The organism is Psychroserpens citreus (genome assembly GCF_055686305.1).
Genome location: NZ_CM145999.1, coordinates 1,923,863 through 1,937,365, shown reverse-complemented (window position 1 = coordinate 1,937,365; position 13,503 = coordinate 1,923,863). Strand labels below are relative to the sequence as shown.

The following is a 13,503-nucleotide window of genomic DNA, read 5'->3' as shown; positions in this document are numbered from 1 at the left end:
AAGATGTCTACTCAAATTAATAATCGTGTTTTTGAGACATTTCCAGAATTAGAAAGCAAGCGCCTTTTGTATAGAGCTTATTCTCTGAAAGACGCCGAAGTTCTTTTGAATCTAAGAGGCAATAAAGCCGTTTCAAAGTATATGGACACAACTGTACCAACACAAATTGAGGATACAGAGAAACGCATAAAAGACTATCAAACGGCATTTTCTGAAGCTAGAGGTATTACTTGGGCTTTAATAGATAAAAATTCAGAAAAACTCATTGGTGATTTTGGTATTTGGCATATTGACCATAAAAATTCTAGAGGTGAAATTGGCTATATTTTACATCCAGACTTTTGGGGCAAAGGCTATATGTTTGAAGCAATGAATACCTTAATCCGTTTTGGATTCAACACTATTAACATTCATAGTTACACTGCTAATGTGAATGTAAACAATGACAATTCTAAAGCACTTTTGTTAAAATTTGGCTTTAAACTTGAAGCCTATTTTAGAGAAAATTTTTATTATGATGGTCAGTTTTTAGACAGTGAAATTTATTGTTTACTTGAATCTGATTTAAACTAGAAAACCTATCGCACTACATTACAAAAAAGAAAACATCCTTAAAGGCTCACTTATCTATAGTGCTGGTGATACTATTGCTGCCTTACTACTTGGAGAATTCTCTTGGTATCGATTATTAGGAATGATGCTTATTGGTGCCACAATCTATGCTTTTGAAATCCCAAACTACTTTGATTGGATTGTAAAAAAGACGCAACATCTAAAAGGGTTAAAAGCCACTTTAACCAAAACTGGCTTGGCTATTTTATATTTCAATCCCTTATGGATTGCTCGACACTTATTATTTATCAAATTATTTTCTGGACAACTAAACGCCATTGGATGGCATTTAATTGAGATAGCCATCTGGTCATTTATCGCAAATATTTTAATCTCATTTATTGGAAACTATATCATTCAAAATCGATTTAAACTTAAATGGCGTTTTTTAGGAAGTGCTATATTTTCTGCTTTAATGGCTATCTACTATGCTTTAAGCGAAACTATTTTTAGTTTATAGATTAATTAGCATGAATTAAAAATACATTAAGACAACATGGATTCATGTGACATTTCGACTGCGCTCAATGTGACAGTAGAGCATTTCAAATTATAGTATTGTCTTAAGGTCTTCTTTTTTAAAAATTGAATATTCTGAAATATTATAATGACTCACAATATCATTGACTAATGTATCTCTTACCACAATAATTAAATGTTGATTTTTATCAGACACATAATTAGGAATTAACCTTGTTGCCGAATCATGCAACCCTTGACATTTAAGCTCTAACTTTCCTAGTTCGTCAATAATAACGTGTTGATTTCGGTGTTCAGCAACTGTGGTCATTAAATACCTATTAGCACTATCGAAAGCTGATTTCAAAAATTGAAATGGTCCTATTGTAACCAAATCTTCATTCTTATAACCAACTTCTAAAGGAAAAGTTTCTTTTGACTTTATTTTCAAAAAATAGCGCTTTCCATTTTGATCGTCTGGACATAGCAATCCATCAACATCATCTCTATTTTTTATCCATTCTTGTAAAGCTGTTGTCTTTCCAGTTCTAATTGCATCCGATAAAATATAAATCATTCTGATCGCACTTTAAAATGAATACAATTTGATATGCTAGTCGCCATAAAAAACTTAAAACGTGTATAACCCTTTAAGTGCTTCGTCTCTCTCCAGGAATAACTTATAATCTGTCTGAAATAAGGAAATAGATCCATGGCATTGGCAATGTCTTCTTTATATTGCGACTCTTTTTTGTTTAAATATTTCTGCATTAATTTTAATAAAAATGGACCTATTACAAGATACCAGAGTAACAGAATTAAAAAGCTACGTATCAAAATATAAACGGCTTTTTTCCATCCAAATAAATCACCTCCAAAAAAGGCAAAAGCTATAACAATCAAAGCTACTGTGACCAGCCATATCCAAATCACCTTCGTTTTAAAAGATAATTTCGAAGGTGAATTTTCTGTAGCAACATCACGAGATTCTAAGTAGAATTCTGAGACTTTATTGTTAGCAATAATTGCAATGATGCTTTTTATAAAAATTCCGAACAAAAGACCACAAATTCCATAAACTAATAGATACAAAACCACTAAGAATGATGTTGTAGATGTTTCGGAAACAAAATCTAATTTTTGTTGAACCCAAGCACCATATATATTAATTGCCTCCCAGAGTTCTGTACCATAAACAATGGTCAATATTAATAATTTCTGCAATGCTGACTCTAAAAAAGTAATCACTCCGAATAGCACCAAAACAATGCCTTTCCATGAAAAATTTGAAAACAGCACAGCACCTAAAAGCCCTTGAAACCCTACAGCGACATAGGCTCCAAATGGCGAATATGGGCTAACGGCCATTTTTATAATCAACACTATAAGTAACGCTTTCAAAATAGCCTTCCAAATATTTTCAGCGTAATAGGCAATTAAGCTAATTAACAAAATAGCAATACCACCAACAATTAATCCAGTGAATGGTGTATTAAAAACATGCAAAAAACCACCGAGACCAGATTCATTTAAAGCCCAAAGTGCAGTTAATTTATCTATTATAGCTTTGTTATTTTTCATTCTTTGTAATGCACTTGTAATAATTGTGCAGCAACATCAATTGCAATCTCTTTAGGTGTATCACCTCCAACTTGTAAACCGATAGGACACACGACATTGGTCATCCCTTCTTCTATATGCATCTCTTTAACTAACATATTATGAAATCGAACACGTTTCGTTTTGCTTCCAATCAAACCTAAAAACCTGGTTTCGTTTTGTAATGCCATAGCAACAATTTCAAAGTCAATAGTATGATCATGAGTCAAGACTAAGACGTAACAGTTCTTTCCCCAATTAACAGCATCTCTAAATGTTTTAAAATTATCAAGATTCACTTCATGTAAGTGAATGCTTTTATCAAACGCAGCGTTTTTCAACCAATCTCCACGAGAATCAATAAGATGAATCTCAAAAGGAGTATCGACCAAAATATTCACGATTTCTCGTCCGATATGTCCTGCTCCAAACAGGAATAACTCTGGTGATTGATTCATAGGTTCTATAATAAATTCAACTTTTCCGCCACAACATTGTTCAAACTCAGGGCCTAAGGTATAACTTGATTCAATAACTTTGTTTTTGCGAAGTGCAACCATTGCCTCATCAATGGCAAGATATTCTAATTTCCCACCACCAATGGTTCCGTATAGCACTTTATCGTTAGTAATAATCATTCGAGATCCTAACACGCAAGGCGTTGACCCTAAGCACTTTGTAACAGTTACTAGTGCCACAGGTTCTTGCTTATTTTTAAAGTCTGCTAATAATTCGATCCAGTTCTTCATTCTTTACCAAAAAGAGAATTTAAAAGTAAGACTTTTTTAAGCAAACCTTATTTCATTTCTGGGATAAAAAATAAATTAGCTTTCTCCTAATTTTTCTGTTAAGTTTGATACTTATTAACGACTTAAAACCTAATATCTACTTTTTTTGTAGCTATTATAACTCTTGAAAATTTAAACATGTCAAAAACATATTACGATCCTGCAGACCTTAGAAAGTTCAGTAAAATTACCGAATGGAGTGAAGAATTAGGAACTAAATTCTTTGAGTATTACGGTAAAGTTTTTGAAGAAGGTGCACTTACTGCAAGAGAAAAATCTCTCATTGCATTAGCAGTAGCACATACAGAGCAATGTCCATATTGCATTGATGCCTATTCTAAGGATGGGCTTCAGAGAGGTGTTACCAAAGAAGAAATGATGGAAGCCATTCATGTTGGTGCTGCGATTAAAAGTGGTGCGACTTTAGTGCATGGTGTTCAGATGATGAATAAGGTAAATAAACTAGACGGTTAATTGTACATGACAAAATTAAAGACCCAATCCCTTCACAAAAAAGGAAGTGACTTAGCTCAGAGTAATCGCCAACTTGAAATCTTGTCTAATGGCATTTTTCAAAATGGAGAATTGCCAACATTTAAGTCCAAAATTTCAGAAAGCAGTCAATTTCCGCTCAAAGCAAAGCAACTCGAAATTCTTCAAATCAATGTGGGCTACATGTGTAATCAAGTGTGCGAACATTGTCATGTTGATGCAGGTCCAGACCGAAAAGAAATCATGACAAGAGAAACTATGATGCAATGTTTGGAGGTTATCAAAAACTCTGGCGCGCATACTTTAGACCTTACTGGAGGTGCTCCAGAAATGAATCCAGATTTTAGATGGTTTGTTGAAGAAGCCGCCAAAGTAGGCATCAAAGATTTTATTGTAAGATCAAACTTAACGATTATTAGAGCCAATAAAAAGTATTACGATTTACCGGAATTCTTTAAAAAGCATAATGTTCATGTAGTAAGCTCTATGCCACATTGGACGAGAGGCAAAACCGACAAACAACGAGGCGATGGTGTTTTTGATAAATCTATAAAAGCCTTACAAGAATTAAATGCAGTTGGTTATGGCATGCCTGACAGTGATTTACGATTAGACCTCGTTTACAATCCTTCAGGTGCATTTTTACCAGGTGATCAAATGGCAATGGAAAAAGATTTCAAAAAGGCCTTAATGGAAGATTTCGGAATCCAATTCCACAACCTATTTGCTATTACTAACTTACCAATTTCACGCTTTTTAGATTATTTAATCGCATCAGAAAACTATGAAGATTATATGTATCAATTGGTAGACGCGTATAATCCAGCGGCAGTTGCTAATGTCATGTGCACAAATACCTTATCAATTAGTTGGGATGGGTATTTATACGATTGTGATTTTAATCAAATGCTTGAATTACCTGTAAACAGTAAAATCAAACATATATCAGATTTTAACGAAGAATTATTAGAAGGACGTAACATCGTCATATCGCAACATTGTTATGGTTGTACTGCTGGCGCAGGAAGCAGCTGTCAAGGCGTTGTTGCTTAATAAAAAATCCACACAAATTATGAGTTACCTAGAAACCACACACGATGTCTATAAAGAAGCAGCTTTAACTCCAGATGTTGGGCTATGCTGTACCACCAATCCAATATGGGAATTACCAGGACTAAAGATTCCAAAAATCATGCAAGAAATGAATTATGGTTGTGGAAGTACTGTTCATGCTAGAGATTTATCAAACAACCCAAAAATGCTATATGTAGGCGTTGGAGGCGGCATGGAGCTTCTGCAATTCTCCTATTTTAATAGACAAAAAGGAGGTGTTATTGGAGTAGACGTTGTTGATGAAATGCTTGAAGCTTCACGACAAAACTTTAAAATTGCAGAGGAGCAAAATAGCTGGTTTAAAAGTGAATTTGTTGATCTCAAAAAAGGAGATGCTATGAATCTTCCTGTTGAAGACAACAGTATCGACGTTGCTGCTCAAAACTGCTTATTTAATATTTTTAAAGCTGATGATTTAAAAAAAGCTATTGAAGAGATGTATCGTGTTTTAAAACCTCATGGTAGATTAGTCATGAGTGATCCTACTTGCGAACAGCCTATGAATGATGAATTGCGTAATGACGAACGTTTAAGAGCTTTATGTTTAAGTGGCAGCCTTCCTATTGCTGACTATGTAAAAGCCTTAACAGATGTTGGATTTGGTACAATTGAAATTAGAGCACGAAAACCTTACAGAATTTTAGATCCAAAACATTATCCTACAGACGAATTAATTTATATAGAGTCAATTGAAGTTGCAGCAATTAAAGATCCAATGCCAGAAGATGGACCATGTATCTTTACTGGAAAAGCGGCAATTTATTATGGAGATGAAGATTATTTTGACGACAAGGCTGGTCATATTTTACTAAAAAATCAACCATTAGCTATTTGCGACAAAACTGCTGGTGCTTTACAAGCTTTAGGTAGAGATGACATTTATTTTAGCGAATCAACCTTTCATTATGATGGAGGTGGTTGTTGCTAGATATGTATATTTTTTATTAAAAGACCCTCCACACTTTTATGAAAATCCATTATATCCTAATTACACTTCTTTGTTTAAGTACTCAGTTTATTAACAGTCAAGAATCTCTAGATGAGTTACTGAAACGTTATAACAATAATGAAGTGCCATATATTTCAGTTGAAGAATTAGCAATGCCTAAATTAGAGGTTATTATTCTAGATGCTAGAGAAACTAACGAGTATGAAGTGAGTCATCTTAAAGGTGCCATATGTGTTGGTTATGATCATTTTCAGTTGAAAACTGTTACAGCTAAGATTCCTAATAAACACCAACCAATTGTGGTGTACTGTTCGTTGGGTATTCGATCAGAAGTTGTGGCTAATAAGCTAAAAAAAGCTGGTTATACTAATGTAAAAAATCTTTATGGTGGTATCTTTGAATGGAAAAATAAAGCATATACTGTTTTTAATTCCGAAGAAAAATCAACCGATAGCATCCATACCTTTTCTAAAGCTTGGAGCAAATGGCTAAACAATGGAATAAAAGTCTATACTAAGGATAAAGCAACTGATGACTAAACGCGCCTTAATCATATTCACTAGAAATCCTGAATTGGGAAAATGCAAAACACGTTTAGCCAAAACTTTAGGAAATCAATCGGCTTTAGATATTTACAAATACTTGCTCCAACATACTGCAAATATTGCAAAAAAAGCAAAGGCCGACCGTTTTGTATTTTATTCTGAAGCTATTAATCACAATGACATTTGGGACAGTACGCATTTCAACAAAAAACTTCAAATTGGAAATGATTTAGGGGAGCGTATGTCTAATGCATTTGAGGAATTAATTCAATCTGGATATGACAAAGTCATTATCATAGGTAGCGATTTACTCGATTTAAATAACACTTTAATTTCTAAAGCTTTTGAAAAATTAGAAGATCATGATGTTGTTATAGGACCTGCATTAGATGGAGGATACTATCTTCTTGGAATGAAAACGTTACATCAATCTATTTTTAAAAATAAAGCTTGGGGAACAGAGACAGTAAGAAGAGATTCTCTAAACGATTTACAAAATAGTTCAGTTTTTTTACTAAAAGAGTTGAATGATATTGATACTTTTGAGGATATGAGACATTACAATCAACTTAAACCATTTTACAATACCAATGATTAAATTTATAACTGAAACCGCTGAATATTTACAATCTAAAGGATTTGAAAATCCCGAAATAGGAATTATTCTTGGTACTGGATTAGGACAATTAACCAATGAAATTGATATTATTCATGAAGTAAGTTATAATCATATTCCTAACTTCCCAACAGCTACTGTTGAGTTTCATAAAGGAAAATTAATCTATGGAATATTAGGTGGGAAAAAGGTAGTAGTCATGCAAGGCCGATTTCATGTTTATGAAGGCTATACGTTACAAGACGTGACTTATCCAGTTCGAGTGATGAAACAATTAGGCATTTCAACTTTGTTGGTATCTAATGCTTCTGGAGCTATAAACCTTAACTTCAAGAAAGGAGAATTAATGCTTATTGATGACCATATCAATTTACAAGGAAGTTCACCTCTAGCATTTAAAGGAGTTGAAGCCTTAGGAGAACGTTTTACTGATATGAGTGCTCCTTATGATTTAGATATTAATTCTAAATTTAAAGCGATTGCAAAAGCAAATAACATCCAACTTCATGAAGGTGTTTATGCTAGTGTTGTTGGACCTCAACTAGAGACTAGAGCTGAATATCGAATGCTTAAAATTATTGGAGCAGATGCAGTTGGTATGAGTACAGTTCCAGAAATTATAGTTGCCAATCATTTAAACATGAAAGCAGCGGCAATTTCTGTTTTAACAGACGAATGTGATCCAGATAATCTAAAACCAGTAGATATTGGAGAGATTATTGCTATGGCTGGAAAAGCTGAGCCACATATGATAACCTTATTTACTGAATTAATAAAAAACCTATAACCTATACTATGAAAGTTCTACTTCCAATTTTCATTTTATTCTGGTCTTTATTAAGTTTTGCCCAAAACGTTGAAAAAGGTGAAATTGTAAAAGACCGTCAGTTTCTTATTGATAAAAAAGAACTTACCTCCAATGACATATATGGTAATTTTGTTGCCGTACGACCACATCGTATCAACGGCACAATTCGAAATTATTACATTGAATTTTTTAGTGAGCTTAACTTTGAAGATCGCATTGAAATAGAAACATCTAATGACACAGACATCCTCGATGTTTTTATATTAAATGAAAAGGCTCATATTTTCATTAAGGAGCGGGAAGACCAATCGATTAGTTTACGTTTGGATATTATTGATTTAAGGTCTAAAAAGGTTTCAAAAAATGAACTTCTAAAAGTTGACAAAGATTCGAACAAACCTTTATTTAAAGCGTTAAAACACAACTATTTTATAAACTTAGAAGTTTCTGAACACTTAATATTAAATTTTCCGGTTATTGAAGATAAAATAACCTATGCTTACATTAAAGTGTTTTCACAAGAGTTAAGTGAGGTCACACAATATAATTGTTATGCTGATGATTCTGTGTCTCACAAAAACACGAGTTTTTTAAATGCAAAATATGTGCATGATAAGATTTATGCTCTTTTTCAACTTAACAATAACACTAATGAAGCACAACGATTTTACAGACTTATTGAACTTACAAAAAAAGGCAAACGTTTTTTAGATATTGAGGTACCAATAGATAGTTACGAATTGATTAACTCTGGCATTAAAAATAATCATATGATTATTGCTGGACTGTATTCAAAATCAAAAAAAGGCGGTTTTAAAGGGTTTACATTTTACAACATCAATCTCGATACTTTTGAAGTAGAATCTCAAAATCAATCTGCTTTTCTAAATGAAAAAGCACAGCGTTATTTTACAGGACTTTTCAAAGGAAATAGAAGAATTGATATCAATAATATTTTTATTGACGATCAATTAAACACTTACATAACTGGTCGATTTTACATACTTATAAAACAAAGTGTTCCAATAGGAATTCCGATTGCCTCTTTTACAACAGGAGCTATTACAACCTTTATAACTGTGAATCCAATTAGTTATAGTTACAAGGTTTTTGATGATATATTATTTGGCAAAATAAATCCTAAAGGTGAACTCAACTGGGACAATATTCTCGAATTGAGACAGACCGAAAAAATCGATTCTAAATCCAACAAAAGAGATTCATCGACATTTACGTACTTTGAGAACAACGAAATTCATGTCATTCTAAATGGTTTTATTGATACTGAAAAAACACCATTGATTGTTAAACAGGACAAGCGAATGAATAAAACAAACTTTTATGACATCTCAATTAATACACATGGAGGTATTAGTCCGAAAATTATATTTCCAAATTCGGAGGCTGATATTATTTTTAAAGCTGAAAGCGTTGTTAAATCAAATGACATCATTCATGTTTTAGGTCAAGGCAACATGAGAAAACAATTATTAAAATTGAAACTTTAAAAAAAGAGCTTTACAACAAAGCTCTTTTTTAACTAACACTCATCATGTTTATCCCTTCCTGATATAAATGTTTCCTGAAATAGTTTCCATATCTAAAGGAAGTGTACCTCCATTAACTTGTTTTGATACTTTATTGTGAGAATTGTTATAATGCTTTCCAGACGTCTTGTTTTCAAAATCTAGATCAGAATAAATCGTTCCAGTTAATGATTTGGCATTCAATTTCGCTTTGCTTACTGTTACATCTAGAGCGCCACTAATGGTTTTCAAACGTAACTCTCCGTTATATTTTTTTATTGTCACATCGCCCGAAATTAAATCTGTGACTAAATCGCCTTCAAAAGCATCCATAAACACACTTCCTGAAATACTTTTGACTTTTAAATCAATATTCTTAGGAACAATCACAACATAATTAATATCAGTATCACTACTGCAATTATGCCTATTTTTATCTTTCCATTTGTTTTCAAAATAATCTCCAAAATCAGAATATAATTTTAGCCGTCCAGAACTATTCTCTGTTTTTAAGCTAAAAGCATCATTCCCTTCTCCATCATCAATATTTACAGTAGCTTTTACTATAATCTGATTGGTGTTTCCATGCTCAACTTTAATATCTTGAGCAAATTTAAAATTGAGATAAACCTCTTGATTTTTAGAGATATTTTCTTTAACCTCAACATGTCGTTGTGCTTGAAGTGTAGCTACACTTAACAAGAACAATACAACTAAACTCTTACTCACGACTCTTGTATTATTTAAGAGATCGTGAAACGATGTGATTTTTTTCATTTGACTGTTGATTTTTGATTGTTATTTTTTTCTGAGATATACATTTCCAGTGGACGATCTCAATACAATTTTAACGCCACCATTATTGAGTTTACTTTCAATTTTTCGGGTTGAACCTACCACTTTCATTCCATCTTTAGACGGTTTTTGCAAATCGAAATCAGTATAAATGGTTCCCATTGTTGAACGTAATTCTAAGTCGGCTTTAGTATTAGAAGGTAAAGACACATCAATAATTCCAGTAGAACTATTTAGAGTAATTGGTGATGATTGGTTAACACTCTCAAAGTCAACTTCTATTGTTCCTGTACTCGTATGTGCAGTTATTGGTCCAGTAACACCTTGAAGAGAAATATTTCCAACATTAGTATTGACTTCTATTTCAGAAGAAAACCCAACAACTATTGCTCTTCCTAAATTCCCACAATCTATGTGTAAATCCATGGTTTTTGGAAGTGTAATTTGTAAGCCATTACGTTGCATCCAAGATTTTAAATCTTTAACTCGTAACACACTCCCCTCTTGAGTTATTGACATTCCAAAACCAGTATTATCCACACCACCAGAATACACAGCCTTTAATCCTTTCGCTCTGTCATTATCCTTATCACAATCGTAACATTCTGCATTATGTTCATGATCACAATTTTCATGTTCATGATCTAATTCATCATGTTCATATTTGCTAAATTTTAATTCATTACCAGTTCCCGCAATAATCTTTACCGTCGTTCCTGTTTCAATTTGAACTTTAGTAATGCCATTTAAACTCTTGGTATAATCCTCTTGAGCATACATAAATATAAAGCTAAATAAAGCCATTAAGTTCAATATAATTCCTGTTCGTTTCATTGTTTTTGATTTTATAGAATTGTTCTAATTTTAAATTAAATAATTTGTGAAATTCCGCTATTTACTTGCTCTTTAACAAAGTCTGGTGTATCCGAATGTTCTAATAATTCTTGCATAGGAGCAATCGCGCGTTTCTCCTGGATATTGACCAAAAATTGAATGATTGCAATTTGCAAACTTGGGTCTTTCTGGGTTGTTAGGGCTTCAATGAATGCATCTTTCACAATAGGTGATTCTGGAAATTCTGATAATGCTTCTGCTGCAGCTAGTCGCACATTAATATTTCCGTCATATTGCATACGTTCAATTAAAGCTTCTAATATTTTGGCATCAGGTTTTACAAAACTCTCTGTAAAACTTACGGCTTGAATTCGTTTACTTGGCGATTGGTTTTCTATCATTGCTAACATCATACCCTCTCGTAACTCAATCGTTTCTTTTTGTAATGCTGAGATTTCCTGATTGGTATTCTGTCTTGTAGTATGACTACCAAAAAAATAACCAGCAAATACAAATACAATAGATGCAGCGACTTGAAATGCCTGTTTCCATGGAAACTCTTTGTTCTGATTTTGAAGCCGCACAACTTTGGTATTTTGCAATTGTTTTTCTTCTTCAAGAAGTTTATAAAAGCTAGTTCTTAAGTTGTCGCTTGGCGTCTCCTCTTCAATGGTATTAAATGCTGAAAAAAGTGTTTTGGTTTCATTATATAACGATTGACAAGTATCACATGTCTCGATATGCTTCTGTATTTCCTTAGTTTGCTCAGGAGATAATTGTGCGTCAATATAATCTACAATATCCTGCTCTATGTTGTTACAATCCATGGTTATATGGTTTCAAAATAAACTGTTTTTAATTTTTTTATGATACGATGTACTTTCACCTTAACTGCGCCTTCACTACTTCCAACTATCTCGGCAAGTTTATCATATTTTATACCTTGAAATCTATTTAAGACTATCAATTCTTTATCTTCTCTATTTAAGGTTTGTAATGCGTGATACAAATGAGCTACATCGTCGTTCTTCCCTAATTTATCTTCTTCATTCTTATGTGCCACAAGCTCCAAATTTGTATGATTTAGAGTCTTTTTAGATTTTTGATAATGATCTGAAAACACATTCCTAGCAATCTTAAAAATCCAAGACACAAATTGTCCACCTTTATAAGATGTTCTATAACGCATTACTTTATAAAACACGGTTTGTGTCATATCTTCACAAACATCTTTATCTCTTATCATTTGGAAATAAAAATTAAATAACCGCTTATTATAGCGCTCAAAAATATGAGCCATAGCATCCAAATTTCCTCGTGATACATCGAGCATTAATTCTTCGTCGGTTAGCGTTTTCAATTTTATTTTTTGTGGTTGTTTGGTATGAAGACCATTAATTTACAAAAAGGTTACATGAGCCTGCTATTTTTTTTATAAAATGTATCTTTATACTCTATGGAAAAGTACATTGACATCATAAAAAACTCCTATTCTGGTTATTGGAATTATCTTAAAAACGAAATTCTATTGCAAAATAATTGGGACAACTATTTCTATGGTCTTATAATAATCTCCCTTGTTGTTTGGTTGCTTGAAATCATCTTCCCATGGCGAAAAAACCAACGTCTAATTAGAAAAGACTTTTGGCTAGACACCTTTTATATGTTCTTTAATTTTTTCCTATTGAATTTAATTATACTTATCGCATTATCTAATACTGCTGCTGCATTTTTCAATGATATTCTTGGGCATTTAGGTTTATCGCTATCGCAATTTCAGTTGTTTGATTCAGATGATTTACCAAAATGGTTGGGGCTTCTCATCTTCTTCTTAGTTAGTGATTTCGTCCAATGGAATACACATCGTTTATTACATCGTTTACCGTTCTTGTGGAATTTCCACAAAGTGCACCACAGTGTTAAAGAAATGGGGTTTGCTGCTCATTTACGCTACCATTGGATGGAACCTGTTGTTTACAAATCACTACTATATCTCCCAATGGCTTTGATTGCTAATTACAGTGCTCAAGATGTTGCAATTGTTTATTTCTTTGCAATTTTCATTGGCCATCTCAATCATGCTAACCTAGGATGGGACTATGGGATTTTAAAATACATCTTCAATAATCCAAAAATGCATATTTGGCATCACGCAAAAGAGCTACCCAAAAATGTTAGGTTTGGTGTTAACTACGGACTAACATTAAGCATATGGGACTATATTTTTAAAACAAGCTATATTCCTAGAAATGGCAGAGATATAGAACTTGGGTTTGCAGGAGATGAACAATTCCCTAAAGATTTTTTACAACAAGAACTATATCCATTAAAAGCTAAAAATTAAATCTTACAGGAAGTGTTATAATA

At 32.8% G+C, this 13,503-nt stretch carries 17 protein-coding genes; 10 read left to right on the top strand and 7 right to left on the bottom strand.

Annotation, left to right across the window (positions count from 1 at the left end):
* The first annotated feature begins 3 nt into the window (after positions 1–3).
* Together ACTU6T_RS08700 and ACTU6T_RS08695 are read left to right on the top strand one after the other, a co-directional pair.
* Positions 4–573 carry a GNAT family N-acetyltransferase gene (locus tag ACTU6T_RS08700; protein ID WP_460217823.1) on the top strand — a complete coding sequence of 190 codons (570 nt, stop codon included), beginning with the start codon at positions 4–6 and terminating at the stop codon, positions 571–573.
* Positions 574–694: 121 nt separating this feature from the next.
* Complete coding sequence (locus ACTU6T_RS08695; RefSeq protein WP_460217822.1) at positions 695–1,072, top strand: hypothetical protein; 378 nt, start codon at positions 695–697, stop codon at positions 1,070–1,072.
* A gap of 90 nt (positions 1,073–1,162) precedes the next feature.
* Here the strand turns inward: ACTU6T_RS08695 and ACTU6T_RS08690 are convergent, their stop codons facing one another.
* From ACTU6T_RS08690 to xdhC, 3 genes are read right to left on the bottom strand one after another with little or no spacing between them, the layout of a single operon-like run.
* Complete coding sequence (locus tag ACTU6T_RS08690) at positions 1,163–1,648, bottom strand: nucleoside-triphosphatase (RefSeq protein ID WP_460217821.1); 486 nt, start codon at positions 1,646–1,648, stop codon at positions 1,163–1,165.
* Positions 1,645–2,652, bottom strand: coding sequence for a hypothetical protein (locus ACTU6T_RS08685; RefSeq protein WP_460217820.1), 1,008 nt, complete (start codon positions 2,650–2,652; stop codon positions 1,645–1,647). The genes ACTU6T_RS08690 and ACTU6T_RS08685 overlap by 4 nt, the downstream gene beginning before the upstream one ends.
* Positions 2,649–3,419 carry a xanthine dehydrogenase accessory protein XdhC gene (xdhC, locus tag ACTU6T_RS08680; protein ID WP_460217819.1) on the bottom strand — a complete coding sequence of 257 codons (771 nt, stop codon included), beginning with the start codon at positions 3,417–3,419 and terminating at the stop codon, positions 2,649–2,651. The genes ACTU6T_RS08685 and xdhC overlap by 4 nt, the downstream gene beginning before the upstream one ends.
* 177 nt (positions 3,420–3,596) lie before the next feature.
* On the opposite strand from xdhC, the gene ACTU6T_RS08675 reads away from it, so the two are divergent.
* From ACTU6T_RS08675 to ACTU6T_RS08645, 7 genes are read left to right on the top strand one after another with little or no spacing between them, the layout of a single operon-like run.
* The gene (locus tag ACTU6T_RS08675; protein WP_460217818.1) at positions 3,597–3,932 is read left to right on the top strand and encodes an arsenosugar biosynthesis-associated peroxidase-like protein; all 336 of its coding nucleotides are present in this window, start codon (positions 3,597–3,599) and stop codon (positions 3,930–3,932) included.
* A 6-nt stretch (positions 3,933–3,938) separates the two neighbouring features.
* Positions 3,939–5,003, top strand: a complete 1,065-nt coding sequence (gene arsS / locus ACTU6T_RS08670) for an arsenosugar biosynthesis radical SAM (seleno)protein ArsS (RefSeq protein ID WP_460217817.1) — start codon at positions 3,939–3,941, stop codon at positions 5,001–5,003.
* Between the two features lie 19 nt (positions 5,004–5,022).
* On the top strand, positions 5,023–5,991 hold the full coding sequence (gene arsM, locus ACTU6T_RS08665) for an arsenosugar biosynthesis arsenite methyltransferase ArsM (RefSeq protein ID WP_460217816.1): 969 nt from the start codon (positions 5,023–5,025) through the stop codon (positions 5,989–5,991).
* 38 nt (positions 5,992–6,029) lie between these two features.
* The gene (locus ACTU6T_RS08660; protein WP_460217815.1) at positions 6,030–6,551 is read left to right on the top strand and encodes a rhodanese-like domain-containing protein; all 522 of its coding nucleotides are present in this window, start codon (positions 6,030–6,032) and stop codon (positions 6,549–6,551) included.
* Positions 6,544–7,155: a TIGR04282 family arsenosugar biosynthesis glycosyltransferase gene (locus tag ACTU6T_RS08655; protein WP_460217814.1), complete on the top strand. Its 612-nt coding sequence runs from the start codon at positions 6,544–6,546 to the stop codon at positions 7,153–7,155. Before ACTU6T_RS08660 ends, ACTU6T_RS08655 begins: the two co-directional genes overlap by 8 nt.
* Positions 7,148–7,960: a purine-nucleoside phosphorylase gene (locus ACTU6T_RS08650; protein WP_460217813.1), complete on the top strand. Its 813-nt coding sequence runs from the start codon at positions 7,148–7,150 to the stop codon at positions 7,958–7,960. Before ACTU6T_RS08655 ends, ACTU6T_RS08650 begins: the two co-directional genes overlap by 8 nt.
* An 8-nt stretch (positions 7,961–7,968) precedes the next feature.
* Positions 7,969–9,489, top strand: coding sequence for a hypothetical protein (locus tag ACTU6T_RS08645; protein ID WP_460217812.1), 1,521 nt, complete (start codon positions 7,969–7,971; stop codon positions 9,487–9,489).
* Positions 9,490–9,537: 48 nt separating this feature from the next.
* Here the strand turns inward: ACTU6T_RS08645 and ACTU6T_RS08640 are convergent, their stop codons facing one another.
* Genes ACTU6T_RS08640 through ACTU6T_RS08625 form a run of 4 tightly spaced genes read right to left on the bottom strand, consistent with a single transcriptional unit; the run spans position 9,538 to position 12,496 of the window.
* Positions 9,538–10,284 carry a DUF4097 family beta strand repeat-containing protein gene (locus tag ACTU6T_RS08640; RefSeq protein WP_460217811.1) on the bottom strand — a complete coding sequence of 249 codons (747 nt, stop codon included), beginning with the start codon at positions 10,282–10,284 and terminating at the stop codon, positions 9,538–9,540.
* 21 nt (positions 10,285–10,305) lie between these two features.
* On the bottom strand, positions 10,306–11,136 hold the full coding sequence (locus ACTU6T_RS08635) for a DUF4097 family beta strand repeat-containing protein (protein WP_460217810.1): 831 nt from the start codon (positions 11,134–11,136) through the stop codon (positions 10,306–10,308).
* Positions 11,137–11,171: 35 nt separating this feature from the next.
* Positions 11,172–11,963, bottom strand: coding sequence for a HEAT repeat domain-containing protein (locus ACTU6T_RS08630; RefSeq protein ID WP_460217809.1), 792 nt, complete (start codon positions 11,961–11,963; stop codon positions 11,172–11,174).
* A gap of 2 nt (positions 11,964–11,965) precedes the next feature.
* A complete protein-coding gene (locus tag ACTU6T_RS08625) occupies positions 11,966–12,496 on the bottom strand; it encodes an RNA polymerase sigma factor (protein WP_460217808.1) in 531 nt (176 codons plus the stop codon).
* Positions 12,497–12,592: 96 nt separating this feature from the next.
* Between ACTU6T_RS08625 and ACTU6T_RS08620 the strand changes: the two genes are divergently transcribed.
* Positions 12,593–13,480, top strand: a complete 888-nt coding sequence (locus ACTU6T_RS08620) for a sterol desaturase family protein (protein ID WP_460217807.1) — start codon at positions 12,593–12,595, stop codon at positions 13,478–13,480.
* Positions 13,481–13,503 lie beyond the last annotated feature (23 nt).

What these genes read in the sequence shown, in the direction of transcription:
- ACTU6T_RS08630 (WP_460217809.1), bottom strand. Translation starts at nt 11,963, where the DNA reads ATGGATTGTAACAACATAGAGCAGGATATTGTAGATTATATTGACGCA.
- ACTU6T_RS08685 (WP_460217820.1), bottom strand. Translation starts at nt 2,652, where the DNA reads ATGAAAAATAACAAAGCTATAATAGATAAATTAACTGCACTTTGGGCT.
- ACTU6T_RS08690 (WP_460217821.1), bottom strand. Translation starts at nt 1,648, where the DNA reads ATGATTTATATTTTATCGGATGCAATTAGAACTGGAAAGACAACAGCT.
- ACTU6T_RS08645 (WP_460217812.1), top strand. Translation starts at nt 7,969, where the DNA reads ATGAAAGTTCTACTTCCAATTTTCATTTTATTCTGGTCTTTATTAAGT.
- ACTU6T_RS08620 (WP_460217807.1), top strand. Translation starts at nt 12,593, where the DNA reads ATGGAAAAGTACATTGACATCATAAAAAACTCCTATTCTGGTTATTGG.
- ACTU6T_RS08640 (WP_460217811.1), bottom strand. Translation starts at nt 10,284, where the DNA reads ATGAAAAAAATCACATCGTTTCACGATCTCTTAAATAATACAAGAGTC.
- xdhC (WP_460217819.1), bottom strand. Translation starts at nt 3,419, where the DNA reads ATGAAGAACTGGATCGAATTATTAGCAGACTTTAAAAATAAGCAAGAA.
- arsM (WP_460217816.1), top strand. Translation starts at nt 5,023, where the DNA reads ATGAGTTACCTAGAAACCACACACGATGTCTATAAAGAAGCAGCTTTA.
- ACTU6T_RS08660 (WP_460217815.1), top strand. Translation starts at nt 6,030, where the DNA reads ATGAAAATCCATTATATCCTAATTACACTTCTTTGTTTAAGTACTCAG.
- ACTU6T_RS08655 (WP_460217814.1), top strand. Translation starts at nt 6,544, where the DNA reads ATGACTAAACGCGCCTTAATCATATTCACTAGAAATCCTGAATTGGGA.
- ACTU6T_RS08675 (WP_460217818.1), top strand. Translation starts at nt 3,597, where the DNA reads ATGTCAAAAACATATTACGATCCTGCAGACCTTAGAAAGTTCAGTAAA.
- arsS (WP_460217817.1), top strand. Translation starts at nt 3,939, where the DNA reads ATGACAAAATTAAAGACCCAATCCCTTCACAAAAAAGGAAGTGACTTA.
- ACTU6T_RS08650 (WP_460217813.1), top strand. Translation starts at nt 7,148, where the DNA reads ATGATTAAATTTATAACTGAAACCGCTGAATATTTACAATCTAAAGGA.
- ACTU6T_RS08635 (WP_460217810.1), bottom strand. Translation starts at nt 11,136, where the DNA reads ATGAAACGAACAGGAATTATATTGAACTTAATGGCTTTATTTAGCTTT.
- ACTU6T_RS08700 (WP_460217823.1), top strand. Translation starts at nt 4, where the DNA reads ATGTCTACTCAAATTAATAATCGTGTTTTTGAGACATTTCCAGAATTA.
- ACTU6T_RS08695 (WP_460217822.1), top strand. Translation starts at nt 695, where the DNA reads ATGATGCTTATTGGTGCCACAATCTATGCTTTTGAAATCCCAAACTAC.